We start from the raw sequence: 24,134 nt of genomic DNA, 5'->3' as shown, positions 1-24,134 counted from the left end.
AATGATAGCTTCACCTTCAGCTAAAGCAATAATCTTACCATCCTTAACTTTAACAACAGAAGAATTACTAATAGTATAAGTTACATTACCTGCATCAGCAGGAGTCAATGTGACGCCAGTAGCAACTTCATCATTAACTTTCATATAAACAGTAGCATTAGCAATGTTGATTTCAGTAGGTATTTTAATTAAGGTAACAGTGACAGTAGTTGAATTCTTAGCAAATACTAGATCATCACCAATTTCAACTGTAATAATTGCAGTACCTTCACCACGAGCAATAACAACACCATCAGCATCAACAGTAGCTACAGACTCAATACTGGAGGTGTAATTTAGGTTAAGGAGTTGTGGGGTTGTAGGAACAGTGGTTGCATTAATGGTATAATTATTTTCAACAAATAAATTTATAGTGTCGTTGTCAGCACTGACACTAGCATCATTCAAACTAACATTGACAGTGATGATCTTGTCTTCAGCAGCAGCATACTTATCATTTCCTGCAAAGCTGACAGTAATAACAGCAGTACCTTTACTTCTAGGAACAATTTCATCGCCTAAAACAACAGCAATAGTTTCATTATTTGAAGCATAAGTTAAATTACCCGCTTCCCCAGGACTCAAAGTAGCACCAGTAGATGTTAAATTAAGCACTTTAACATCTAAAGTATCTTTCGCAACATAAATATTAGTAGGTATTTTAAATACACTGACTTTGAATGAAGCATCATTAGCAGCACCATACTTATCAGTACCATTAAATGAAACAGTAATGGTTGCAATACCTTCACCAACAGCAACAAATGAACTATTTACAATTTTAACAATAGATTCATTATCATAACTGTAATTTAAGGTATATTTATCAGTAATATTATTTCCATTGTTATCCTGAAGCACAGCAAGATTATCATATGTATCATCCACATAGACAGTATAATCATCCTCAGTAAGTTTTATTTTGGTAGGTATTTTACTTACGGTAACAGTAACGGTAGTTGAATTTTCAGTATGTATGCCATCACCACCAACTTTAACAAGAACATAACCTGTACCGTTTTTCAATGCAGTAACAACACCCTTCTCATCAATACTGTAAACACCAGAATCATCAGGAACATAAGTCACATTCAAACCTTCAGGAACAGTAGCAGCAACAATAGTGAAAGTATCATCAACTAATAAATCCAAAGTACTATTATTAACACTAACACTAGCATCCCTCAACTTAACAGTTATGTTAATAGTTTTATTTTCTGCAGAAGCATATATCTCATTACTTGGGAATGAAACAGTAATAATTGCAGTACCTTCAGCTATAGCTTTAACAACACCATTTGCATCAACAGTAGCAATATAGGTATCATTGGAAGTGAATGTAAGATTTCCTGCTTCTGGTGGATTTAATGTAGCACCAATAGTAGCATTCTCATCAACAATTAAATTTAAAGAAGTAGTATTGACAGTTATGTTGGTAGGGATAGCATTATTTTTTAAGTTAATAGTATAGTATGCAGTTTTAAATTCACCGGTTACACTTCCGTTTCCAATTTTTTTAGCAGTATATGATAGATTTTCACCAATTAAAGCAGTAGTTTGATTTAATTCTCCTAATGTCTGTGATAATTTTAAAATAATATCCATTTTTGAAGAATTATACGAACTAACATCATCTTGTGAAGTTTCATTGTATGCATATAATTTGAAAGAAATTGATGATGTTTGACCTATAGTAATTTCAGTTGTATTTGCTGTAGCATTTAAGAACAACCAATTTGCCATTTCTACATTTCTTGATTTGGGTTTGATGTTATAGTTAGTAGCATTATTACCAAACCAACAGTTAATTGCACTAATATTACCGGAGTTAACATATATGATATCACCATTATTATTTATAAAAATAGAATCTTGAATAACTAAATCATCACATTTATAGAAATAGATTGCACCACCCTCCTCAGTTGCTTTGTTATTCACATAACAACCACTGACATTAGAATTAGAAACCTTTTCATTAAACTCAATAGCACCACCCCTATACTGTGCAGTGTTATGTTCAAAATAACCACCGACATTAGAATCAAATACGCCACCAATTCCAAAGTAAATAGCGCCCCCATAATTTGCTGTGTTATCTACATAACAACCACTGACATTAGAATTAGAAACCTTTTCATTAAACTCAATAGCACCACCACTACCCATATTCTTCGCGATGTTATTCACATAACAACCACCGACATTAGAATTATAAACACTTTTCATAAAGTTAATAGCACCACCACTACTCTTCGCGATGTTATTCACATAACAACCACGGACATTAGAATTATAAACACTATCATCAAAGTTAATAGCACCCCCAGCATAATTTGCTGTGTTATTCACATAACAACCACTGATATTAGAATTATAAACACGATTTCTAAAGTTAATAGCACCCCCAGCATAATTTGCTGTGTTATTCACATAACAACCACTGATATTAGAATTATGAACACTTTTCTTATAGTCAAAATCATACATATCATCATCCCCAGCGAAAATAGCACCACCAAAATTTGCTATGTTATTCACAAAAGAACCATTAATATTAACATTAGAAACTCTATTCTCAAAGCAAATAGCACCACCATAATTTTGTGCAGTGTTATGATCGAAACGACCACTAACATTAGAATCAAAAACGCCACCAGCTCCAAAGTGAATAGCGCCCCCATGTTTTGCTTTGTTATTCACATAACAACCACTGACATTAGAATTATCAACACGATTAAAGTTAATAGCGCCTCCATGTTCTGCTGTGTTATTCACAAAAGAACCACTGACATTAGAATTAGACACATTATTATTAAAGTAAATAGCACCTCCATAAGGTGATGTGTTATTAGTGGAATTAACTGAAATATTACAATTAGTCACAGTTGTAAAGTAGATTGCACCACCATAATTAGTTGCTTTATTGCTTAAGGAAATTACCGTAAATATTAGAATTAACTGTAGTATGAAATATGATTGCACCACCATAAGGTGATGTGTTATTAGTGAAATTACCAACAACACGACAATCACTTGTAACTCCATTAAAGTAGATTGCACCACCATTACGAGATGCTATATTCTCAATAAAATCACCCGAAATATTACAATTAGTCACATCCTTTTCAAAGTAGATTGCACCACCATTATCCGTTACAGTGTTATTTACAAAAGAACAATCAATATTGGAATTAAAAATATTATTTATAAAACAAATAGCGCCACCATACTCTGATTTTCCATTTTTAAAGGTTAAACCCGTGATATTAATAGAATTAGCAGCAACTATGAAAATTCCACTATTGCCTTGAGCATCAAGAATAGGACTTTCATCACCTCATTTTACAAAACTTAAAGGATTATTAATATGCAAATGAACATTATCTTCACCATTGTATGTTCCAGATGCAATATAAATAACATCATTGTCTTTAGCTTTTAGAATAGCACTATATAAATTATTAAATGGATTGTTTATAGTTCCGTTACCATCAGTAGTTAAACTTCCATTAACATACCAGTTATTATTTCCAGCAGTTAATACTTCATCGTTAGATACTTTTAATGTATTATTATCTAATTCATTACTTTCAATATTATTAATAGATAATAAATTATTTTCTGGATTGGTTGATTCATCAATGGTCAGCATTTCTGTTTCATTGGCATCAGTTGCGCTTGCTGATGAAACAAAAATGAGTAAAATCAGTAATATTGATAAAATAACCAATGGATATTTCTTTAGTCCCATATATTTTTTCTCCTATTTGATTTGTATTCAAATAAAATGCCCTATACCTTACAAACAAAGTTATGTGAATAAAATGATTAAAAATTTATCAATAAATATATTTATAATGTATGAATTTGTTTTTTCGCTGAGTTTTTAAAAGTAAAATTCCCATTTATTTTCATGCTCTTACTTCAATTAAATGTTCATAACATTAATTTACTATTTAAAATTATTATCTATAATATTGGGATGATTATATCTAATATCGAATTTTTGGGCTTCAATGCTTACTGGTGGGTTTTGATTTTTTCAAAGTCATTAAATTTTACCGTATTCATATAATATTTGTATAAAACGGTTATATTGTACGTATTTATATCAAAAAACTTATATTAATCCTCCATTATATTTATTAATGGTGATAAAATGGATAATAATGCTCAAGCTTCAGCTGAATTAATTCTGTTGTTTGGAGGTATCATGGTTGTTGTTTTACTCGCAATCTATATGTATAAGGTATATGTAATGGATTTGGGTGGTGAAATAAAATCAAAAGAAGTCAATGAATTTAATGCTAAATTGGAAGAAATATCTGAGATTTTCACGTGATTTGGCGTTTTGAAAAGTACCATAATGATGGTATTGAAATTAAACAGAATAATGTAATTGCTGGAGGATAAACAAAATAACCGATAATAAAACCAATCACCATTATTGCTAATGTATAGTAAAGTGGTTTGTTGGATTTTAATGCAACTTGAAGGGCAATATTTGCTTTATCTGAATTTTTCAGTTCATTGGCTATAAAAACAGATATTACTCCACAGGCTATAAAATCAAGCCCATATGCTGCATGAGCAATAAATGAATCGAAATTCTCGGCAACGAACATTGTAAGGTAAGGAAGTAATGATAATATAAATAAGGATAATCCCATATACCAAATAACTTTAGAATTGACTTTGTTTACAATGCTGAATATGTTGTTGTTATAATTCCAGAAATTAAATACCACTAAGAAGCTCAAAGCATATATTATAAAGTCTAGACGCACTTCAAAGAGAGCTTCCCAAGTTCCGTTTGAGGCTAAAGGTATTTCCAACACGATTATTGTTAAGATAATAGCCAAAATTGCATCGATTAATGCTTCAAATCTTTCAGTTTCCATTTTCTGCCCTCCATCCAATATATATCCACATTATTACTGCAGCCAAACATGAAATGTATATTCCTGGCCTAAATATTGTGTATGTTAATATAAAACCCAAAAAGATTACTATTAATGGAGAATTATGATAATATAATGTTTTATCAGTTTCCTGCAGTTCCTTATTGTAGGGATTACTTCGATATATAGATTTTACTGAGGAAGTATAAAGGATATTTGTTGAAACAAATATTAGGCCGAACATTGTTTCGGCAGGAATAGAATTAACATTTTTTGCAACCCATATTGTAAAATAAGGAACTAATGATATGATAAATGTCATGATTCCATAAATCCAAACTACAGTATTGTCGATATTTTCAACTTTTTGGAATAATTTGTGATTGCTGTACCAAATGTTAAATAAAATTAAGAAACTAATTAAATAAGCTAGATAAGGAACTCTTAATTCCCAGATTGCAGATAATGTAGGTTCTACAGGTTGGGGAATCTTTAAAACTAAAATTGTAAGTAGAATTGCTATAATTGCATCGATGAATGTTTCAAATCTATTTGTTTGCATGATATTAATGATTATAAATTTTAAAATATAAATACTTAAATAAGGTGATTAAAATGGATATGTTAATCAACGGTGAACATGTAAGTGATATGGATAGTGAAGATGTTATAAATCCTTTTAATGGTGAAGTAATAGATAGTGTTCCTATTTCTCATTTGAATAATGTTGATAAAGCTATTGGTGCTGCAAATAATGCTAAGGAAGTTTTGCAGGAAATGTCTGCTTTTAAGGTATCAAACAAATTATACAATGTTTGCGAAAAGCTGAAAGAAAACAAGGAAGAATTTGCAGAGTTATTGACAAAAGAAGTTGGAAAGCCAATTAATGAAGCTTATGTTGAATTGGACAGGTCAATTGAAACATTAAAGCTTGCGGCAGAAGAAGCTAAAAGGATTTATGGAGAATCTGTTCCTTTGGATGCCGGATTGAACGGAAAAGGATTTTTTGCATTTACACAAAGGTTGCCCTTGGGTGTTGTTGCAGCAATTACACCATTTAATTATCCTTTAAATTTAACTATTCATAAAATCGCTCCGGCAATTGCCTGTAAAAATACAGTTATCATCAAACCGCCAACAGACGCTCCATTGACTGTCATTAAATTTGCTGAACTTGTTAATGAAGAATTTCCTGCAGGTGTTATCAACGTCGTTACAGGATACGGTTCAGAAGTGGGGGATGCATTGGTTGCATCAGATAAAATCGATAAAATTTCTTTTACTGGGAGCGTAATGACTGGAATGATGATATCCCAAAGGGCAGGAATGAAGAAAGTAACTCTTGAGCTTGGAGGAAATGATCCGTTGGTTGTTTTGGATGATGCAGATGTTGGTGCTGCGGTAAAAGGTGTTATTAACGGAGCATACTTAAATGCCGGTCAGGTCTGTATGGGAGTTAAAAGAATAATTGTTCAGGAAGGAATCTATGAGGAATTCAAAGCAAAACTTGTTGAAGAAACATCCAAGATTAAAATGGGAAATCCTATGGATAGATCAACACAGCTTGGAACATTGATTAGTGAAAAAGCAGCTATTCATGTTGAAGAAAGTGTAAATAATGCTGTTAAAGATGGTGCGGAAATATTGATTGGCGGAAAAAGAGATGGTGCATTTTATGAAGCCACAGTAGTTGATAAGGTCACACCAGATATGGATTTGGTTGTTAATGAAACATTCGGCCCTGTTGCTCCATTATTGAAAGTTAAAACAGTTGATGAAGCAATTCAAATTGCAAACGCTACTGAATACGGCCTTCAGGCAGGTGTATTTACTGAAAATTATAGGAATGCTCTTCGTTGTGCAAATGAAATTGAAGCAGGAACTGTATTTGTAAATAAGCAGCCAACATTCAGAACAGATAATATGCCCTTTGGTGGATTTAAAAATAGCGGCTGTGGAAAAGAAGGAATCAAATATGCTGTTGAAGAAATGACTAAAACAAAGTTGATTGGACTTAATTTAAGATAGTTATATGTATAATAGGAAATCTTTTGTCTGAATGGGCAAGTGAGAAAAGATTGCATCAACGGTAAAGTTAATGCAAATTAAATAATGTAAAATGTGTTTTGGTGAGGTCTTGATTTGATTTTCATAAGTCTTTGGGATAGATGCTGAATGCTTATGAAAATTGGTAGGTCATGCTTAGCATAACCTTCCAGTTTTGTAGTGGTTAATCAAGATAAGCTTCTACAAGATTACGTGTTTCATTTAATGATTCCATTGGGATTCCTTTTGGCATTTGTCCTAGTTCGCCTTCAACTTCTTTTAAAATGCCTCCGTTCATTCCTAAAAACATTCCTTCACTGACTGTGTCCATGAATGTTTGTGGTGGCAATAGTGAAACACCTACGCGGTTTCCTTCTTTTACATTCAAATCATTTGTAACAACAGTAATTGCACGTTTTCCTAAGTTTACATTACATATCATCAATGAATCTGCTTTAGGATGTTTTGTCACACTCATTATTTCTCCAACCCTGATGTCAATTCCAATAATTGGATCGTTAATTGGTCCGAGAGCTAATCTGTCTTTAAGTCCAAGCATTGTGTCAATGAAAAATCTAACTTTTGCAATGTTTTCTGCTGTTTTTTCACGTTCTTCCTTTGGAGCTCCATTTAAAAATGTTTTATTCCAGCCTTCACCACCTAAACATTCAACAATTGTTTCTGTTTTTTCGATTAGGCTTGCAACATCTGGTGAATTTACAAGGTCATCTCCTTCAAGATATGAATAAGTTAATGATTGGAAATCACTGTTCATCTGTTTTCCGGTTTCAACAGCAAGTTTTTTATTCCAATTTCCTCTGAATGATGCTGTTGGAATTAAATTTAAATAATTTTCTCTCGCTTTACTAGCTACTAGAATTCTATAATCTTTAGTTGTATCCCACAATGTTAAATCTCCTTTAAATGTAATTAATATAATATTTAACTCAAGATGTAATAAATCTTTTCAAAATTATAATTATTAATTTTTAATCTATTTTTTAAAGTAATTTATTATTTTTTAATCTAATTTTTTTTATTTACTTAATTTTTTTAATTGAAATTAAGTTTTTAAACAAAAACTATTTATATATACAAATAATATAAACTTATACATATTTATTTAGTTGATTATTATAAACAATTCTGTGGTGTTATAATGGTAGAAGTTTCAAATTTACGTAATTTAAGTATATATACAAACACAGGTCATTATGTTGGCCAAGTTGAAGATGTTGTTTTAAATATTAGGTTAGGAACCATCTCAAAATTACAAGTAAGAGCCGTTGAACCTGAAAGGAAACAAATTGGTTTACTTGATAATATTAAAGGTGCTTTTCAAGGAGTTCCTGACGAATCTGTAGGTACCAGGTCTTTCCAACAAGATTTATTAACTGTTGATTTTGATAAAGTACAGGCTATTGCAGATATCATGTTAATTAATCCTAGGGATATTAAAAAAGTTAATCCGGAACCACCAGTTTCTGAAACTGTTGCTCCGGCTCCTGCTTCACAACAAGCTCCAAAATCTGAAACTCAACCACAATTCGAAAATAAACCTAATTTTGACTGAAAGATTTAATTTTCAATCTTTCAACTTTTTTTATTTAATTCTTTTTTTTCAAGTGATTTTAATGAAAGTAGGTATTATAGGATGTGGAGCTATTGCTAATATTATTGCAAGCAGAATAGTTCCTGAAGAGAGTGATATTGAAATTAAATACTTTTTTGATAAAGATATTGAAAGAGCCGAGAATTTAGCATCATTTGCTGGTGGTGTAGCAGTACTTAACTTGGATGATATGTTGGATGATGTTGATTTGGTTTTGGAATGTGCCTCACCGGATTCCGTAAAATTATTGGCACCGAAAATTTTAGAAAAGGGAATCGACATGATTGTCATGAGTATTGGTGCATTCATGGATAAAGGATTTTATACCAAAGCATCTAAATTAGCTAAAGAAAATAATGCTCACATACACTTGCCTTCAGGTGCAATTGTTGGTTTGGATGGTATTAAAGCTGTTGCAGATTTTGGTTTAAAGGAAATAACATTAATCACTCGTAAATCACCTAAATCATTAGGTAAAGACATAGATACTGAAGAAATATTATTTGAAGGAAAAGCATCTGAAGCTGTAAAAGAGTTTCCATTAAATATTAATGTTGCTGCAACAATTAGTATGGCATGCAATAGGGACATTGATGTTAAAATTATTGTTGATCCTAAAGTTGATCGTAATGTTCATGAAATTACTGCAAAAGGGGACTTTGGTGAATTTAAAACAACAACTATGAATCATCCTTGTGCCGCTAATCCAAAAACCAGTATGTTGGCTGCAATTTCTGCAATTAAATTGCTTAAAAGTTTTGATGAAACAATTTCTGTTGGATTATAATGAAAGAATATGAAGTTTATTCTGATTTGAGAGTTCCTGTTAATTCTAAAATCATTATTAGGTTAGATGGTAGAAGTTTCCATTCATTTGCTCAAAAGATGGGGCTTGCAAAACCATATGATGAATGTTTCTATAATGTGATGGTGGAGGTCTGCAAAGACTTATTTGAGGAATTTTCACCAATTTTTATTTATACTTTTTCAGATGAAATAAGCATTCTTCTGGAGAATATTCCGTTTAATGGTCGTATTGAAAAAATCAACTCTGTTGTAGCCAGTTTTACTTCATCTTCATTTGCTTTAAATTATGATAGGGAATTTCCAAAACCCGTAGCTTTTGACTCCAGAATTATTCCGATTAATGATTGCGATATCTATGATTATTTTAAATGGAGACAGGATGAAGCTTGGCGAAATTGTGTGAATGGTTATGGTATTCATTTTTTAAAATCCAAATATTCTTCCAGTGAAGCCAATAAAAAAATAAATGGATTGAATTTATCTGATATCCATGAATTGTTGTTTAAAAATGGTATTAATTTAAATGATGTTGAAACTTGGAAAAAACGTGGAATTGGTATTTATAGAAAAAATAAGGAAGTTGCTGGTTTTAATAAAAAAGAATCTAAAGAACAGATTTCCTACCGCAGTTATATCCATGTAGATTACAATCTTCCAATTTTTTCAAAAGAGTTTTTTAATAAGTTATTCTAAAGGTTAAATTATGAGTTTTTTATCAAAAATTTTTAATAATGAAAACGATGATGAATTTGATGAAATCTGTGTTGATAAGGAAATACTTGATGCAGTTATCTATTATTCTAAACAATCTTTTCCAAATGAATTTTTAGCATTTTTTGATGGTGAAATTAAAGATAAAAAGCTTTACATAACTAATCTTATTTTTATTCCTGGTGAAACCGGATCTACAGGTGCAGTTGTTCATACAGAATTATTGCCTCCGACTTTAAAGTATTGGGGTTCTGTTCATTCACATCCTGGACCAAGTGCTAACCCCTCCGGTGCAGATTTAAAAACTTTTTCTAAACATGGTGTTTTTCACATGATTGTATGCTTACCATATAGCTATGAAACTTTCAAATCATATGATAAATATGGTAATCCCTGTAAATACACTGTAGGTGACTACAGCCATATGTTTGATGAAGACATCGATGATTTCTTTGATGAAAGTGATGTTTTAAAAGAAGGTGAAGTTATTAAGCCAGGCTTTTTTGATGAGGATACAAACTTTGACGACACACCGAACATGGCTTATGAAGAATATGAAAAAAGACAAAAACCGCAAAAAACTATTAAAATAATTTCTAATTCTTCAATGCAACCCATTATAATTTCAGATAATGATTCTCTTAAAATAGAATTTGATGAAAAGGGCAATATAAAAAAAGTTTCTAAAAAATAGTTATTTCTTATATAAAAAAGAAAAATAAAAAACAATATGGTGAAATTGTTTTTTTATAAGTTTAATCCAATTGCTTCGTAAACATTTTCTAAAGATTGGATTTCTTTAATTACTTCAGTTGGAATTTCTTTATCTAAAGTTAAAACCATGATGGCTCTTCCGCCTTCTTTATCTCTTCCAACTTGCATAATTCCAATGTTAACACCATATTCGCCTAATTTAGTGCCAATTGCACCAATGCTTCCAGGTATGTCTTCATATTTTGCGATGAACATGTGTCCTTTAGGAATAACATCTACCCAGTATCCGTTAACTTTCAGGATTCTTGCTTCATGTAAATTAGTACCTTCAGCTGTAAATTGATCTTTTTCGGTTACTGCTTTTACACTTATTAATGAATCATAACCTTTAGCATTAGTTTTCCTTCCTTCGATTATGTTAATTCCACGATCTTTTGCTACAATTGATGCATTAACTGCATTTACAGGTGAGCTTAAGAAAGGATTAACAACACCTTGAATAACTGTTCTTGTTAAAATTTCCAAATTATCGATTTTTGAAAGTTCACCGCTGTAAACAATTTCCAAATCAGTAATTTTACCGTTTACTGCTTGAGAAATAAATCTACCTAATTTTTCAGCAATTTCAAAGTATGGAGTTAATTCCTGGTAGGTTACATTATCAATTCTAGGCATATTTAAAACATTTTTCGGTGTTCCGCCATTGAATAAATCAATAATTTCATCAGCTACGATAATTGCTGCATCTCTTTGAGCTTCTTTGGTTGATGCTGCAATGTGTGGGGTCAAGACAATATTGTCTAATTCGAATAATTTTGAGTCTTCTGCTGGTGGTTCGTCTTCGTATACATCTAAAGCAGCTCCACCAATTTTGTTATTTTTTAAAGCATCATATAATGCTTCTTCATCAATAATTCCGCCACGTGCACAGTTTGTGATGAATGCAGTATCTTTCATTATTTCAAATTCTTTATTTGAAATTAAATGTTTGGTTTCAGGGGTTAATGGAACATGGATTGTAATAAAATCAGCTTTTTTAAGAACAGTTTCCAAATCAGTTAATTCAACACCCATTTGTTTTGCTACTTCTTCAGGCAAGTATGGATCGTATGCAACAGCATCCATTTCAAATGCTTTACATCTGTTCACTACTTGAGAACCGATTCTTCCCATTCCGATTACACCGAGAGTTTTGTTTCTAAGTTCAACTCCCATAAATCTTTTCTTTTCCCATTTTCCTTCTTTTACAGATTTGTCTGCAATGGATAATTTACGTGCCATGGAAAGTAATAATCCCATGGTATGTTCAGCTACAGTAATGGAAGTAGATTCTGGTGAGTTAACTACCATAATACCTTTTTCAGTAGCAGCATCTAAATCGATGTTGTCTACTCCAACACCTGCTCTTGCAATTATTTTTAAATTGTCTGCTTTACTGATAACTTCTCTTGTAACTTTTGTCCTACTTCTTACTATAATTCCGTCATATTCATGTATAGTATTAACTAATTCTTCAGGGGTGATGCTTGTATCAACTGTAACATCAGCCACTTCCTTTAAATTTTCTACACCTTTCTCATTTATTGCGTCAGCAACGAGTACTTTCATTATTTCACCATATTAAATAATTTTTATAATATTATCATAAATATTACTTAACTATTTATATTTCTTTGTATTTATAATTATAATAATAAACTTGAAAATTGTGAAAAAAATAACTAAAGGCGATTTTTATTTTTGATAATGAATTGAATTTTAAAAATAAATCTATTCCTGAAACTGTTTTGGGTTACGGTCCTTTTATGGCTGAACCTTATTACGGTCACAGAGCAAGATTATATCACTTGGATTTATATTCACAGCCTGAAAAAATAGCTGAAGTGATTTTGGCTGCTTATGATAATGGTGTAAGAGCGATTAACTTGGTTAATGATAAAAATCTTCTTAAAGGATTTGATTTGGCTTGTGATGCAGGCTGTGATATGAAAGTAATTGCCACTATCGGCAAGTCTGAAGTTGATTATTTGGCACCAAATTATGAGGTTGCCTGTGAAGTGGACTGGCAGGATGATATTGAATTATTTTCATCATATGATACTCCAGTAATGCTTGTTGATGAGTTTATTACCGATGCATATAAGTGGAACTTAACATCAAAAATTTTAACACAGATTAATGATTCCGGCTCTTTATCAGGTATTGTAACTGCTTTTCCATATCGTACAACTGATTTGCTTAAAGATAATTTGGATTTGGATTTGTTTGATTTTTATATGCTTCCATTAAATAGTTTTGCATACATGATGGATACTCCTTCATTTTTAAAAGCGCAAAGAGTAGAATTCAGACAAAAAATATTGGATTTGAATAAGAAAATAATAGCCTGCCGTGTATTGAGTGTAGGTATCCAGACACCTGACGAAGGTTTTAATTTTCTCAACTCTCTTGATTTTGTTGATTTGGTGACATTTGGTGTAGCAAGCGTTGATGAAATAAAAAAAGATATGGAAGTTTTAAAAAGCATTTAAAACTTAATTACTTCATATTCTTTAAATGGAATAATATTCATTATTTCAAATTCTGCATTTAAACTTTCCAGTCCTTCGTTTAAATCTTTTACATTTTTGTTTGATGGCTTTTTGCCTGTAATCTGCAGATATTGTCTTGGTGTAATTTCACAGTATTTACAATCAAAATTGCAGCATCTGTCTTTTTCTTCACAGCCGTAGCCTTCCAAATCCTCATGTGTTCCAATTACAATATCTTCAAGGATTCTGGACACCCTTTCGTCAGATGCAAACATTGCTATTTTTTGTGAATATCCACATATTCCTATTGCTTTTTGGCCTCTGAAGTTACAAACCCATTTGATAGGGTAATTTTTCATATCAGGAATTCTTAAATCTTCCATATTATCACTGATTTTCTTTTCTTTCTCTTATTAATTTTAATAATTCTTGTGAACGTTCAAACTCTTTCAATTCCCAGGATTTAATTACTGGAATTGTTCCAAGGGATTCTTTAATTTTATCGTTGTTGATTATAAAAACAGGTTCTGATGAAGTAATCATCGATAAATCCTTTAAAGGAATCGCCATTCTTTTTAAAGTCTTTTGGCTTCTATTTTTTTCAACGTTCGCAATTAATGATGAATTGTCATCTTTTGCAACAGCATCAAAAGGGCTTTTGCTTGTAGAAACAACTCCATATCCTAATTTTAATAAATCTTCGGTTCCTTCACCTGTTTGCTGATATTGGATTTGATCTTCTTGATTGTACTTTAATATATCTATGTCCAGCGTAACTTTTGTATTCAATATTTCTTCTAGAATCATTGCCGTTTCTGTATTTGCCCTGACTATTTCATTTTCATATTTATACATTGTAGCTCTTGAAACATGGGCAAGGTCTGCCAAATCTTTTAGGGAAAGTGAGTATTCCTCTCTGTATTGCTTAATAACATTGCCGTCAATTTTAACAAAATATCCTCCACGGTCAGCTAGGATTTCTGGATATTCCTTGTATAATATCATATTTTTCAATGTATCAAGACCGATGGTTGGAATATCATATCTTTCATAGATTACTCCCTCTTCCAAAATACCGTTTCTTGATTTCGCTCCAACTATTATGGGTGAAGCTAAAAAAATATTTGCCAATTGCTTCATTTCTTGAGCATTTTTTTCATTCACGCTATCGATATTAACAAAAGTTTTTAAAAGTAAAATTAATAGGTTTTTACGAGCAACAATATCAAAAGAACCTTGATCATAAATATCAGAAGTTTTGTAACCTTCTGCGATTAATAATTTCTCTATTTCTTGTAACATTCTGCCTCGAGTTAACATATTAATACAACCAATTATTATTTTTCTTTAAAAAATTATATATTACTTTTTTGTATAAATAATTTAATTGTAAGGTGATTATAATTAATTATTTGTATATTGGAATAGATGATACGGATTCTCCTGATGGCATGTGCACAACCTATTTGGTATGCGATATTATTCGCAGGCTAAAAGAGAATAATATTGATATTGTTGATTATCCTCGTTTGATTAGATTAAATCCTTTTGCTCGTTTTAAAACCAGGGGTAACGGAGGAGTATCTTTTAAAATAATTAATGATGAAAAAGCAGATTTGGCTAAAGAGATTGTTTTAGATGAAGTTTCAAAATTATCTATGTTTGATTGCGATAACACTAATCCTGGCGTAATTTTTTATGATGGTGAAATTACAAAAGAAATGGAGGATTATGCTTTTAAGGCAATTTATTCATTTATTACTATTGAAGAGGCTGAAAAGTTTGGAAAATCTGTTGGCTGTGAAATTCATAAGTTTAAAAAAGGAAGAGGAATAATTGGTTCTATTGCGGCCATTAGTTTGCCTCTGGATGACTATACGTATGAATTGCTGGCATATAGAACTCCACAAAATTATGGAACAAAACGCCAAATTGATTATGATTCCGTAATGAAAATGGATAAAGAGACTTTTCCAGATACTTTTGAAAATGTTGACTATTCTGAAGGTTATATTGCCATTGAACCTAAAACTCCATGCCCGGTATTGTATGGTATACGATCAAATAATGTCGAATCTTTGAATAAGGCTAGGAATATTGTTGAAGTATCCGAACCAATTGAAGATTACTGTATTTTTTTAACCAATCAGCATACTGACATGCATATTCAAAAAGCTGAAAATATTTCTCAAATGAAACAATTTGGATGCTATGAAATAACTGTTACAGTAAAAGACAATCCTCATGTAATTGATGGAGGCCACATGTTTTTCACAGTATTTGATGAAACCGGTGAAATTGAATGTGGAGCTTATGAGCCGACAAAAAATTTCAGAAAAATTGTTTCTCATCTTCGTGCTGGTGATGTAATAAAATTATATGGTGGTATTGGGGAGCAGAATACGTTCAATATTGAAAAATTCCAGGTAATTGAGTTAAATGATGTGGAATATAGGAATCCTGTTTGTGAATGTGGAAAAAGAATGACTTCTGCTGGAAAAGGAAAAGGATTCAAATGTAAAAGATGTGGAAATAGAATAAAATCTTCACAAAAAGTGAAATTTAAAACCAAACGCTCTTTAAATAATGGTAAATTTTATGAAACTCCAGTTAGTGCACGTAGACACTTATCAAAACCAATTTGTAGAATGTAATGTATAAATTAATATTATTTTACAATATTTTTAATATTTTAATAAATTCCCTTGTGTTTTATTTTTTTCACTTTTTGAGAACTTATTTTTACAAAAATTACTTTTTTTATTCATATTTTATGAAATTTTGACATTTAAATAGTATTAATTTAAATAGTGCTTTGATGAATCTATTAATTAACTGAAAAGTTTTATGGGGGAAATTGTTATATTAAAAAAAGGTCTTCAATCGGGTAATGTTGAGCATCCTTATCGTGAAAAAACGGATAAGCGAATTTTAAAGAAAAATCCTTGGAGAGATTACCGTTTACATGGTACTGTACTTCTTTTGGTCATTGTTGCAGAGATTATCGGACCTATTGAAATTCCTATTGCCAAAGGTGTTGAAGTTATAATTATGCCATTGCTTTATACTATGGTTTTGGGTTTAGTTTTTTATTTGGATAAGAATATTCGGTGGATTCAAAGACGACAATCAAGAATAGCTGAAGGGGCTATGATGCTTTTTATTGGTGTATTAATTGCTAAATTGGCGGTTTCTAGTGGTCAGTCTATACATCTGATTTTTGAAATGGGTCCGGCATTATTGTTGCAGGAATTGGGACATTTAGCTACAATTTTCATTGCTCTTCCTGTCGCTTTACTTTTAGGATTTAAAAGAGAAAGTATTGGTATGACCAGTTCTATTGGTCGTGAACCTGAGGTTGCCGTAATCGTTGATAAATACGGATTTAATTCTCCGGAATCAAGAGGTATTTTTGCATTATTTATTGTCGGAACAATAATTGGAACTGTATTCATTAGTTTTTTGGCCAGCCTTTCTGTTTCCATTATTCCTCTACATCCATTTGCATTTGCTATGGCTAGTGGTGTAGGTAGTGCCAGTATGAATGCTGCTTCATTGGGTCCTACTTTAGCTGCATTTCCTAATTTGGAAACTAGTATTGAGGCATTTGCAGGATTCAGTAATTTGCTTTCATTTTCTATTGGTATCTATATAGTGATATTTATTGCCGTTCCACTTACTGAAAAATTATATGCTTATTTGGAACCAAAAATTGGAAGGGAAGCTATTATAAAAGAAGATGGAGATGATGGTGATGGCTGATTTTATTGATGGGACTGAAAATGTTACTGTTCATGGTATTTTCAATTGGATTAGATTGTTAATTATATTTTCAGTTATTACTGTTATAGGTAATTATCTGGGATACAAGCATCCGATGACTGATTCTCTGGTTGGTATGGGAATATTGTCTCTTATTACGCTTGCCGGCGTGTGGATGGAAAGGGAACTTCCTTTTAATATTTCATCAATTCTTTATATAAGTATAATCGGTATTGTCATAGCGCTTCCAGGAATGCCGACATCGAAATTCGTACTTTATTATGTTTCAAAAATAGAACTTTTATCTATTGTAACAGTATTTTTGGCTTATGTTGGTATTGGAATGGGTAAAAGTTGGGATGAGTTCAAGGCTTTAGGTTGGAAAGCGGTTATCATTACTATTTTGGTTATTGCTTCAACTTATTATGGATCAGCTATTGTTGCCCACATTATACTGGTACTGACTGGAGTACCCGCTGCTTAAAAATTTATTCTCATTTTGAGAACTTCATTACTATTTTTTATTCATATTTTATGAATTTTTATCTATAAAAACTTATTAATTTATAAATGAGTTTTAAGATAGTAATAGTGTTAGTATAGATTTTTTGATATTGGCATTATATGCTTGGGGTGGGTTTTTATTCCAGATAGAGATAATGATGGTAAAGTTGAACATATTTATCGTGAAAAAACTGATAGGAGGATTTTAAAGAAAAATCCTTGGAGAGACTATCGATTACATGGTACTGTACTATTTTTAGTAATCATAGCTGAATTAATTGGAACAGTTAATATTCCAATTACAAAAAATGTTGCAATTACAATCATGCCGTTGATTTATACAATTATGTTAGGTTTAATTTTCTATTTGGATAAAAATATTAGATGGATTAAAAAAAAACAAGCCCGTATTGCTGAAGGAGCTATGATGCTTTTTATTGGTGTATTGATTGCTAAATTAGCTATTTCGAGCGGTCAATCTATTCATTTAATTTTTGAAATGGGTCCCGCGTTAATATTGCAGGAAATAGGGCACTTAGCAACTATTTTGGTTCTTCCTATTGCTTTACTTTTAGGATTTAAGAAAGAATCTATTGGTATGACCAATTCTATTGGTCGTGAACCTAACGTTGCTGTTGTTGTTGATAAATATGGATTTAACTCTCCTGAATCAAGAGGAGTTTTTGCTATATTCATTATTGGTACTGTAATCGGTACAATATTTATCAGTTTTTTAGTTACTTTATCACTTTCATTTTTACCTTTACATCCTTATGCATTTGCTATGGCTAGTGGTGTAGGTAGTGCCAGTATGAATGCGGCGGCTATTGGACCGACTTTAGCAGCATTTCCTGGATTGGAAAGTAGTATTGAAGCATTTGCAGGATTTAGTAATTTGCTTTCATTCTGTGTTGGTATTTACATAGTTATCTTCATTGCCCTTCCGATAACTGAAAAGTTTTATAATTTCCTGGAACCAAAAATTGGAAGGGGATCTCTTGTAAAAGAAAAGGAGGATGATGATAATGGCTGATTTTATTGACGGATCTGAAAATGTTACTGTTCATGGTATTTTCAATTGGATTAGGCTATTAATTATATTTTCAGTTATTACAGTTATAGGTAATTATATAGGATACAAGCATCCGATGACTGATTCCCTGGTTGGTATGGGGATATTGTCTTTTATTACGCTTGCTGGTGTGTGGATGGAAAGGGAACTTCCTTTTAATATTTCATCAATTCTCTATATAAGTGTAATAGGTATTGTTTTGGCGCTTCCGGGAATGCCTACTTCTGAATTTGTACTTTATTATGTTTCAAAAGTCGAGCTTTTATCTATCGTTACCGTATTCTTGGCTTATGTTGGTATTGGAATGGGTAAAAGTTGGGATGAATTCAAGGCATTGGGTTGGAGAGCTATTATTATAACAATGCTGGTTATTGCAGCAACTTATTTCGGTGCGGCAATTGTGGCACATATTGTTCTTGTTTTAACAGGAGTTCCAGCTGTTTAAATATATTATGATTAATAAACCATTGAATTCCTGTACAAAAAGACAATATTTCTTTTTAATATTTTTTAGATAAACTATTTAAGATTATTTTTACATACATAATGTTGAGATTATTATGTTTTTGCAAGATATTTCTAAATTTATTTCAAATTATCGTTATGAACAAGCTACTGTTGAGTCAATCAATACTGTTAAAGCAGCTTTCCTTGATTTTTTTGGTGTAACATACAGGGGAGCTAATGAAAACTCACCAGCAATAGCTTTCAATACTATTAATGAGATATTTCATGATAATGGCAATTTGGGTTTGGAAGCATCAATTATTGGAAAACCTGGTGTAAAAACTGATGTATTAAATGCTGCTTTCTTAAATGGTATTTCAGCACATACTTTAGAGTTGGATGATGGCCATAGGCAGGCACAAGCGCATTTGGGTGCAGTAATATTTCCAACTGCTTTAGCATTATCTGAAGCTTATGGATTTGGTGGTAAAGAATTTTTTGAAGCTGTTATTGTAGGTTATGAAGTCGGAATTTTGCTTGGAAAAATGGTTAATCCTCGCCATAGGGAAAACGGTTTTCATACGACAGGAACTATTGGAACTTTTGTTTCAGGTGCTGTTGCATCCAAATTACTCAAACTTGATGAATCACAGATATTGAATGCATTGGGATTATGTGGAACGCAGGCTGCAGGTTTATTGGAATCTGATCATGCTGGAAGTATGGGTAAAGTGCTTCATGTTGGTAAGGCAAATTATAATGGTATATTATCTGCATTTCTTGCAAGAAATGGTTTTACTGGTGCTGAAACAATAGTTGAAGGTTCTGAAGGATTTTTAAAGGCAATGGTTTATAACGAGGATTTCAATGGTGAAGATTATTCTTTTGATTCAATTCTGGAAGATGTTGGTGTAGTTAAAGTTAGGGATATCTATTTCAAGAAATATCCATTTTGCAGACATTTGCATTCTTCTATAGATACTGCATTAAAGTTAAAGGCTAGTTTGGGTGATGAATATGTCCATATTGAAAATGTTGCTGTTAAAACCTATGATGTTGCAGCAGATCACAATAATTTTAATCCGAAAAACTTGGAGGAGTTAAAGCAAAGTCTTCCTTATGCTGTGGCCATAACTTTGGTGATGGGAGAAGTTGATATTGATTCATTAGATAAATTGGTAGAATATGGTTTATTTGAAAATTATTCAACAGTTGATAAAGTAAATACTATTAAAAATCTTGTAAATCGAATGATTATCTTAAAAGATGAAAAATTGAATGATTTATATCCAAATAAAAGGCCGTCTAATGTAATAATAAAATTGGATAAAGAGTTTAGAAATGGTGTATTTCAGAATATTACTTTTATTCCTAAAGGGGATTTTGAAAATCCATATGATTTAAGTGAATTAATTGATAAATTCAAAAGCTTAAATCCAAATTATAATATTAATAATCTAGTTATCATTGATGAATTGGATAATTATTCGATGACTGATGTTGTTGGGGTTTTAAATGAATAATACTAAAGATTTCTTAAATCAAATAGGTATTGGTGAAGTTGATTCCACTTTCCAATCAGATAAAACTTTTAAGGATGGAGGACAATTCCGATTTGAAGTTCCGGGAATACAATCACCAAAAACGATGAAAACTCTTCTGGATGAAGCCCAAAATCAAAATATTGTAATTCACAGAGTAACACAAACTAAAGGAATAATGTTGCTCAGCGATGAGGAGATTATTGAAATGGTTGATTTGGCAAAGGAATATGGTTGTGAGCTATTTTTAGCTGTTGGGCCAAGAGCAACATATGATACATCAGCTACAGTCCATACAAAAGAAGGAAGTAGAATAGGTTATCGTTTAAGAGGATATGATAACTTAATTTATGCAATTGAAGATGTTAAAAGAGCTGTTGATTTTGGTGTTCGCGGAATATTGCTCTATGATGAGGGATTATTGTATGTTTTAAACCAGATGAGGATTAAAGGAGAATTACCAAAAAATCTTCATTTTAAGATGTCAGCCCATACCGGTCATGGAAATCCTGCTTCAGCAAAACTTCTGGAATCAATTGGTTTGGATTCTCTCAATCCTGTTCGAGATTTACAAATAAATATGCTTGCATCTATTAGGAATGCAATAGATATTCCGATTGATTTACATACTGAAAATCCAAAATCTACTGGAGGCTTTATTAGGCATTATGAAGTTCCAAAATTTATCGAAGTTGCAGCTCCGGTTTATTTAAAAACTGGAGGTTCTGTTGCGGCCAATCATAATTGGGATACAACTGAAAAAGAAGCAGTTGCCAGAATAAAACAGGTTAAATTAGTTGAAAGGATGATAAAACACTATGCGCCGGATGCAGTAATGTCTCCTAAGGATTCCAATGATTTAGCAATTCCTGAGTGATTATATGGATATTGTCGATAAAGTATCTGATTCTATAATTAAAGCCAGCACTATTCTTTCACAGGATAAGAGAAATGCTTTGGTATCGGCTATTGAAAATGAAACTAATGAAAATGCTTCATGGGCATTAACTCAAATTCTGGAAAACTATAATGTTGCCGAAAAGACAAAATTTCCATTATGTGATGATACGGGAATTCCTCATGTGGTTATTGAGCTTGGTGATAATAGAGAAATTACCTCAGAATTAATGGCTCAGATTAATGAAGGAATTTATCAAGGATTGAATAAGCTCCCTGCAAGACCTATGGCAGTTAAAGGTAATGATATTGAAAGAGTTGAGCAATCATGTGGCCTTTATGATGATCCAGGAATGATGAAACCCGTATCTTTTTTAATTGATAAGAGTGAAAATCCCGATACATTGAATGTTCATTTTTTACTTCAGGGAGGAGGGCCTGAAATAAGAGCAAAAACATATAGGGTTTATCATAAGCGTTCTTTTGATGTTGTAATTAATGAAGCTGTTAATTGGCTTGAGGATTCTTTAAAACTCCTTGGATGCACTCCATCAATTCCTGCTATAGGTATTGGAAGGACACATTATGAAGCATCATCATTAATGCTGAAAGCGATGATTTATGGGAATCTGGATAATCCAAGCAATGAAGAAAAATATGTGAGTGAAAAATTGAACCAAACTGATATCGGACCTTTGGGGTTCGGTGGTAAGACTACCGTTTTAGGTACTTTTATAAAAATTGGAAATCAAAGGGCCAGTGGGGTTCGTATAGTTTCAGTCAGGCCATCATGTTTTGTTGAGCCAAGAAAATCAACTTTAATTTTATAATTAATTTTACTATAACATTTATTAATCTATTAGATTATATTTTAATCATGCAAGAAAATAATTTCCGTGTAAATGAACACTCTTTAAAAACAACTATTTCTAATGTGGAACCTAATAAATTAACTACTCGAGGATACAATCAACAGGATTTGATAGAAAAAATTCGCTATGGGGACATGATTTATTTAATTTTGAAAGGAAGATTACCTTCAATTAAAGAAAGCAAAATGTTTAATCATGTTTTGGTGTCATTCTGTGATCATGGCGTAACTCCACCAAGTACTCAAACTGCAAGAATCATTGCTTCATCAGGTTCATCTATGAACTCTGCAATTGCAGGAGCATTACTTTCTTTTGGTCATAAACATGCCGGAGCTATAGAAAAAACTATGGAATTATATCAGTCCAGAATTAACTCATTAATTTTGACTGAAGATTCTGATTTGGATAACAAGCAGATTGCTAGCTTGGCTATTGATATTTATAATGATTACTTTTCAAAAGAAGAAAAGATACCTGGTTTTGGCCATAGATATCATACTATTGACCCAAGAGCAGAGAAATTAATTCAAGTGGCAATTAAAGAGGGTTTTGTCGGACCACATATTAAATTGGCCGTAGCTATTGAAGATTTGGTGTATCAGAATAAGGGTATAAAATTAAATGTTGACGGTGCAAATGCAGCTATTTTATCTGATTTAGGTTTTACTCCAGATTTGGGTTTGGGTATTTTTATTATAGGTCGTATTCCGGGAATTATTGCTCATATTCATGAAGAAAAAATGGATGAAGATGAATTTAGACGTTTTTGTGATTTAGACGATGTTATATATGGAGGTCGTTAAAATGGAATTTGATGAAGTTATTAACAAAAGATATAGTGTAAGAGGATACTTGGATAAAGAAGTCGAAAAAGAAAAATTGGATTATGTTTTAAAGGCAGCTACTATCGCTCCAACCGGAGTTAACTACCAGCCTTTTAAAGTTTATGTAATTGATACTAAAAAAAATAAAGAAGCTTTATCTGAAATCTATTCTGCTAAGTGGTTTACACAAGCACCTTACGTATTATGTGTAGTTGCTAAAACTGATGAAGCATGGGTTAGAAAATACGATAATAAATGCATATCTGATATTGATGCAACAATTGTGATGGACCATATTATTTTAGCAGCAACTAGTGTTGGACTTGGAACATGTTATATTGCAGCATTCAAACCGGATAAAGCTAGGGAATTCTTACAGTTAAAGGATTCAGAAGAACCTGTATTGTTTACTCCTTTAGGTTATGGTGATGCTGAACCAAGAGACACTCCAAGAAAAGCAATCGATGAATTTACAGTATATTTATAGATTATTATGGATTTATTTATTTTAAAAGCAGATAATTCTAATGAAATGAATAAGATTTCAGAAGAATTGTCTGAAATTAAATTTAAGAAAATACAGGAAGAAGAACATTTCATTTTAATGAAAAAGAAAAGATATGGGAATTATTATGTCCATATTTTATTTTTGATGATTGGACTGTTCTTTTTTGGTCCAGCATTACTTGTAAATATTGTATATTTTGCCTATAGCTACTTATGGGCTTCACCTCATGTTCTGATAACAACAGAATTAAAATCTGAAAAGGGTGAAGATTTGGAATTTAATACTATGGATGAAGTACTTGAAAAAGCAAATAAACTATTCTAAAATATTTTGGGGAGAGAAT

At 31.7% G+C, this 24,134-nt stretch carries 27 protein-coding genes and 1 pseudogene; 18 read left to right on the top strand and 10 right to left on the bottom strand.

All coding sequences use genetic code 11. The features are described 5' to 3' along the window. The 4 genes and pseudogenes from ACKI5C_RS08180 to ACKI5C_RS08165 all read right to left on the bottom strand — a co-directional run. On the bottom strand, positions 1-3,030 hold a 3,030-nt coding region (locus ACKI5C_RS08180), incomplete at its 3' end, for an Ig domain-containing protein (RefSeq protein WP_407432662.1). Further along, positions 2,963-3,160, bottom strand: a complete 198-nt coding sequence (locus ACKI5C_RS08175) for a hypothetical protein (RefSeq protein ID WP_407432661.1) — start codon at positions 3,158-3,160, stop codon at positions 2,963-2,965. The genes ACKI5C_RS08180 and ACKI5C_RS08175, both read right to left, overlap by 68 nt. Positions 3,161-3,163: 3 nt before the next feature. Further along, positions 3,164-3,226, bottom strand: a pseudogene (locus tag ACKI5C_RS08170) (hypothetical protein); the annotation flags it as partial. A gap of 153 nt (positions 3,227-3,379) precedes the next feature. Further along, on the bottom strand, positions 3,380-3,793 hold the full coding sequence (locus ACKI5C_RS08165) for a hypothetical protein (RefSeq protein WP_407432660.1): 414 nt from the start codon (positions 3,791-3,793) through the stop codon (positions 3,380-3,382). 408 nt (positions 3,794-4,201) lie between these two features. Here ACKI5C_RS08165 and ACKI5C_RS08160 point away from each other — a divergent pair, with 408 nt between their 5' ends. Continuing rightward, positions 4,202-4,384, top strand: a complete 183-nt coding sequence (locus ACKI5C_RS08160) for a class III signal peptide-containing protein (RefSeq protein ID WP_296860979.1) — start codon at positions 4,202-4,204, stop codon at positions 4,382-4,384. On the opposite strand, the gene ACKI5C_RS08155 is transcribed toward ACKI5C_RS08160, so the two are convergent. Together ACKI5C_RS08155 and ACKI5C_RS08150 are read right to left on the bottom strand one after the other, a co-directional pair. Further along, the gene (locus ACKI5C_RS08155; RefSeq protein WP_407432659.1) at positions 4,377-4,943 is read right to left on the bottom strand and encodes a TMEM175 family protein; all 567 of its coding nucleotides are present in this window, start codon (positions 4,941-4,943) and stop codon (positions 4,377-4,379) included. The genes ACKI5C_RS08160 and ACKI5C_RS08155 overlap by 8 nt on opposite strands. Next, on the bottom strand, positions 4,933-5,505 hold the full coding sequence (locus ACKI5C_RS08150; RefSeq protein WP_407432658.1) for a TMEM175 family protein: 573 nt from the start codon (positions 5,503-5,505) through the stop codon (positions 4,933-4,935). Before ACKI5C_RS08150 ends, ACKI5C_RS08155 begins: the two co-directional genes overlap by 11 nt. Positions 5,506-5,558: 53 nt before the next feature. Between ACKI5C_RS08150 and ACKI5C_RS08145 the strand changes: the two genes are divergently transcribed. Next, positions 5,559-6,971 carry a lactaldehyde dehydrogenase gene (locus ACKI5C_RS08145; protein ID WP_407432657.1) on the top strand — a complete coding sequence of 471 codons (1,413 nt, stop codon included), beginning with the start codon at positions 5,559-5,561 and terminating at the stop codon, positions 6,969-6,971. Between the two features lie 202 nt (positions 6,972-7,173). Here ACKI5C_RS08145 and ACKI5C_RS08140 read toward each other — a convergent pair whose 3' ends face one another. Then, complete coding sequence (locus ACKI5C_RS08140) at positions 7,174-7,896, bottom strand: tRNA-binding protein (RefSeq protein WP_296796379.1); 723 nt, start codon at positions 7,894-7,896, stop codon at positions 7,174-7,176. A 252-nt stretch (positions 7,897-8,148) separates the two neighbouring features. On the opposite strand from ACKI5C_RS08140, the gene ACKI5C_RS08135 reads away from it, so the two are divergent. The 4 genes from ACKI5C_RS08135 to ACKI5C_RS08120 all read left to right on the top strand — a co-directional run bounded on the left by ACKI5C_RS08135 (position 8,149) and on the right by ACKI5C_RS08120 (position 10,813). After that, positions 8,149-8,562 carry a PRC-barrel domain-containing protein gene (locus tag ACKI5C_RS08135; protein WP_407432656.1) on the top strand — a complete coding sequence of 138 codons (414 nt, stop codon included), beginning with the start codon at positions 8,149-8,151 and terminating at the stop codon, positions 8,560-8,562. A gap of 61 nt (positions 8,563-8,623) precedes the next feature. Continuing rightward, positions 8,624-9,388 carry an aspartate dehydrogenase gene (locus ACKI5C_RS08130; protein ID WP_407432655.1) on the top strand — a complete coding sequence of 255 codons (765 nt, stop codon included), beginning with the start codon at positions 8,624-8,626 and terminating at the stop codon, positions 9,386-9,388. Next, positions 9,388-10,101: a tRNA(His) guanylyltransferase Thg1 family protein gene (locus tag ACKI5C_RS08125; protein WP_407432654.1), complete on the top strand. Its 714-nt coding sequence runs from the start codon at positions 9,388-9,390 to the stop codon at positions 10,099-10,101. The genes ACKI5C_RS08130 and ACKI5C_RS08125 overlap by 1 nt, the downstream gene beginning before the upstream one ends. A 10-nt stretch (positions 10,102-10,111) precedes the next feature. After that, positions 10,112-10,813 carry a Mov34/MPN/PAD-1 family protein gene (locus ACKI5C_RS08120; RefSeq protein WP_407432653.1) on the top strand — a complete coding sequence of 234 codons (702 nt, stop codon included), beginning with the start codon at positions 10,112-10,114 and terminating at the stop codon, positions 10,811-10,813. A gap of 53 nt (positions 10,814-10,866) precedes the next feature. Here the strand turns inward: ACKI5C_RS08120 and serA are convergent, their stop codons facing one another. Beyond that, positions 10,867-12,441, bottom strand: a complete 1,575-nt coding sequence (gene serA / locus ACKI5C_RS08115; protein ID WP_407432652.1) for a phosphoglycerate dehydrogenase — start codon at positions 12,439-12,441, stop codon at positions 10,867-10,869. Between the two features lie 143 nt (positions 12,442-12,584). Between serA and ACKI5C_RS08110 the strand changes: the two genes are divergently transcribed. Continuing rightward, positions 12,585-13,364, top strand: a complete 780-nt coding sequence (locus ACKI5C_RS08110; RefSeq protein ID WP_407432651.1) for a hypothetical protein — start codon at positions 12,585-12,587, stop codon at positions 13,362-13,364. Here the strand turns inward: ACKI5C_RS08110 and ACKI5C_RS08105 are convergent. Continuing rightward, positions 13,361-13,747, bottom strand: coding sequence for a hypothetical protein (locus ACKI5C_RS08105; protein ID WP_407432650.1), 387 nt, complete (start codon positions 13,745-13,747; stop codon positions 13,361-13,363). The genes ACKI5C_RS08110 and ACKI5C_RS08105 overlap by 4 nt on opposite strands. Before the next feature lie 4 nt (positions 13,748-13,751). Next, a complete protein-coding gene (locus ACKI5C_RS08100; RefSeq protein WP_407432649.1) occupies positions 13,752-14,684 on the bottom strand; it encodes a transcriptional regulator in 933 nt (310 codons plus the stop codon). A gap of 74 nt (positions 14,685-14,758) precedes the next feature. Here ACKI5C_RS08100 and ACKI5C_RS08095 point away from each other — a divergent pair, with 74 nt between their 5' ends. The 11 genes from ACKI5C_RS08095 to ACKI5C_RS08045 all read left to right on the top strand — a co-directional run bounded on the left by ACKI5C_RS08095 (position 14,759) and on the right by ACKI5C_RS08045 (position 24,115). Further along, the gene (locus tag ACKI5C_RS08095) at positions 14,759-16,018 is read left to right on the top strand and encodes a DUF1743 domain-containing protein (protein ID WP_407432648.1); all 1,260 of its coding nucleotides are present in this window, start codon (positions 14,759-14,761) and stop codon (positions 16,016-16,018) included. Positions 16,019-16,211: 193 nt separating this feature from the next. Then, positions 16,212-17,126 (top strand): DUF3100 domain-containing protein, encoded by a 915-nt coding sequence (locus ACKI5C_RS08090; RefSeq protein ID WP_407432647.1) that lies wholly within the window; start codon positions 16,212-16,214, stop codon positions 17,124-17,126. After that, on the top strand, positions 17,119-17,610 hold the full coding sequence (locus ACKI5C_RS08085; RefSeq protein ID WP_407432646.1) for a hypothetical protein: 492 nt from the start codon (positions 17,119-17,121) through the stop codon (positions 17,608-17,610). The genes ACKI5C_RS08090 and ACKI5C_RS08085 overlap by 8 nt, the downstream gene beginning before the upstream one ends. Positions 17,611-17,754: 144 nt before the next feature. Then, complete coding sequence (locus ACKI5C_RS08080; RefSeq protein ID WP_407432645.1) at positions 17,755-18,663, top strand: DUF3100 domain-containing protein; 909 nt, start codon at positions 17,755-17,757, stop codon at positions 18,661-18,663. After that, a complete protein-coding gene (locus tag ACKI5C_RS08075; protein ID WP_407432644.1) occupies positions 18,656-19,147 on the top strand; it encodes a hypothetical protein in 492 nt (163 codons plus the stop codon). The genes ACKI5C_RS08080 and ACKI5C_RS08075 overlap by 8 nt, the downstream gene beginning before the upstream one ends. 115 nt (positions 19,148-19,262) lie before the next feature. Beyond that, positions 19,263-20,672 carry an MmgE/PrpD family protein gene (locus ACKI5C_RS08070; protein ID WP_407432643.1) on the top strand — a complete coding sequence of 470 codons (1,410 nt, stop codon included), beginning with the start codon at positions 19,263-19,265 and terminating at the stop codon, positions 20,670-20,672. Then, positions 20,665-21,567 (top strand): peptidase, encoded by a 903-nt coding sequence (locus ACKI5C_RS08065; protein ID WP_407432642.1) that lies wholly within the window; start codon positions 20,665-20,667, stop codon positions 21,565-21,567. The genes ACKI5C_RS08070 and ACKI5C_RS08065 overlap by 8 nt, the downstream gene beginning before the upstream one ends. Positions 21,568-21,571: 4 nt before the next feature. Beyond that, on the top strand, positions 21,572-22,417 hold the full coding sequence (locus ACKI5C_RS08060) for a fumarate hydratase (protein ID WP_407432641.1): 846 nt from the start codon (positions 21,572-21,574) through the stop codon (positions 22,415-22,417). Between the two features lie 47 nt (positions 22,418-22,464). Next, positions 22,465-23,262 carry a citryl-CoA lyase gene (locus ACKI5C_RS08055; RefSeq protein WP_407432640.1) on the top strand — a complete coding sequence of 266 codons (798 nt, stop codon included), beginning with the start codon at positions 22,465-22,467 and terminating at the stop codon, positions 23,260-23,262. Between the two features lies 1 nt (position 23,263). Continuing rightward, positions 23,264-23,770, top strand: a complete 507-nt coding sequence (locus tag ACKI5C_RS08050) for a nitroreductase family protein (RefSeq protein ID WP_407432665.1) — start codon at positions 23,264-23,266, stop codon at positions 23,768-23,770. Positions 23,771-23,776: 6 nt separating this feature from the next. Further along, a complete protein-coding gene (locus tag ACKI5C_RS08045) occupies positions 23,777-24,115 on the top strand; it encodes a hypothetical protein (RefSeq protein WP_407432639.1) in 339 nt (112 codons plus the stop codon). Positions 24,116-24,134 lie beyond the last annotated feature (19 nt).

The organism is Methanobrevibacter sp. (assembly GCF_045646045.1).
In the GTDB taxonomy this organism is placed as follows: Archaea; Methanobacteriota; Methanobacteria; order Methanobacteriales; family Methanobacteriaceae; genus Methanocatella.
Note: the sequence above shows the minus strand (reverse complement) of the source record. Positions and strands in the feature narration are given on the sequence as shown.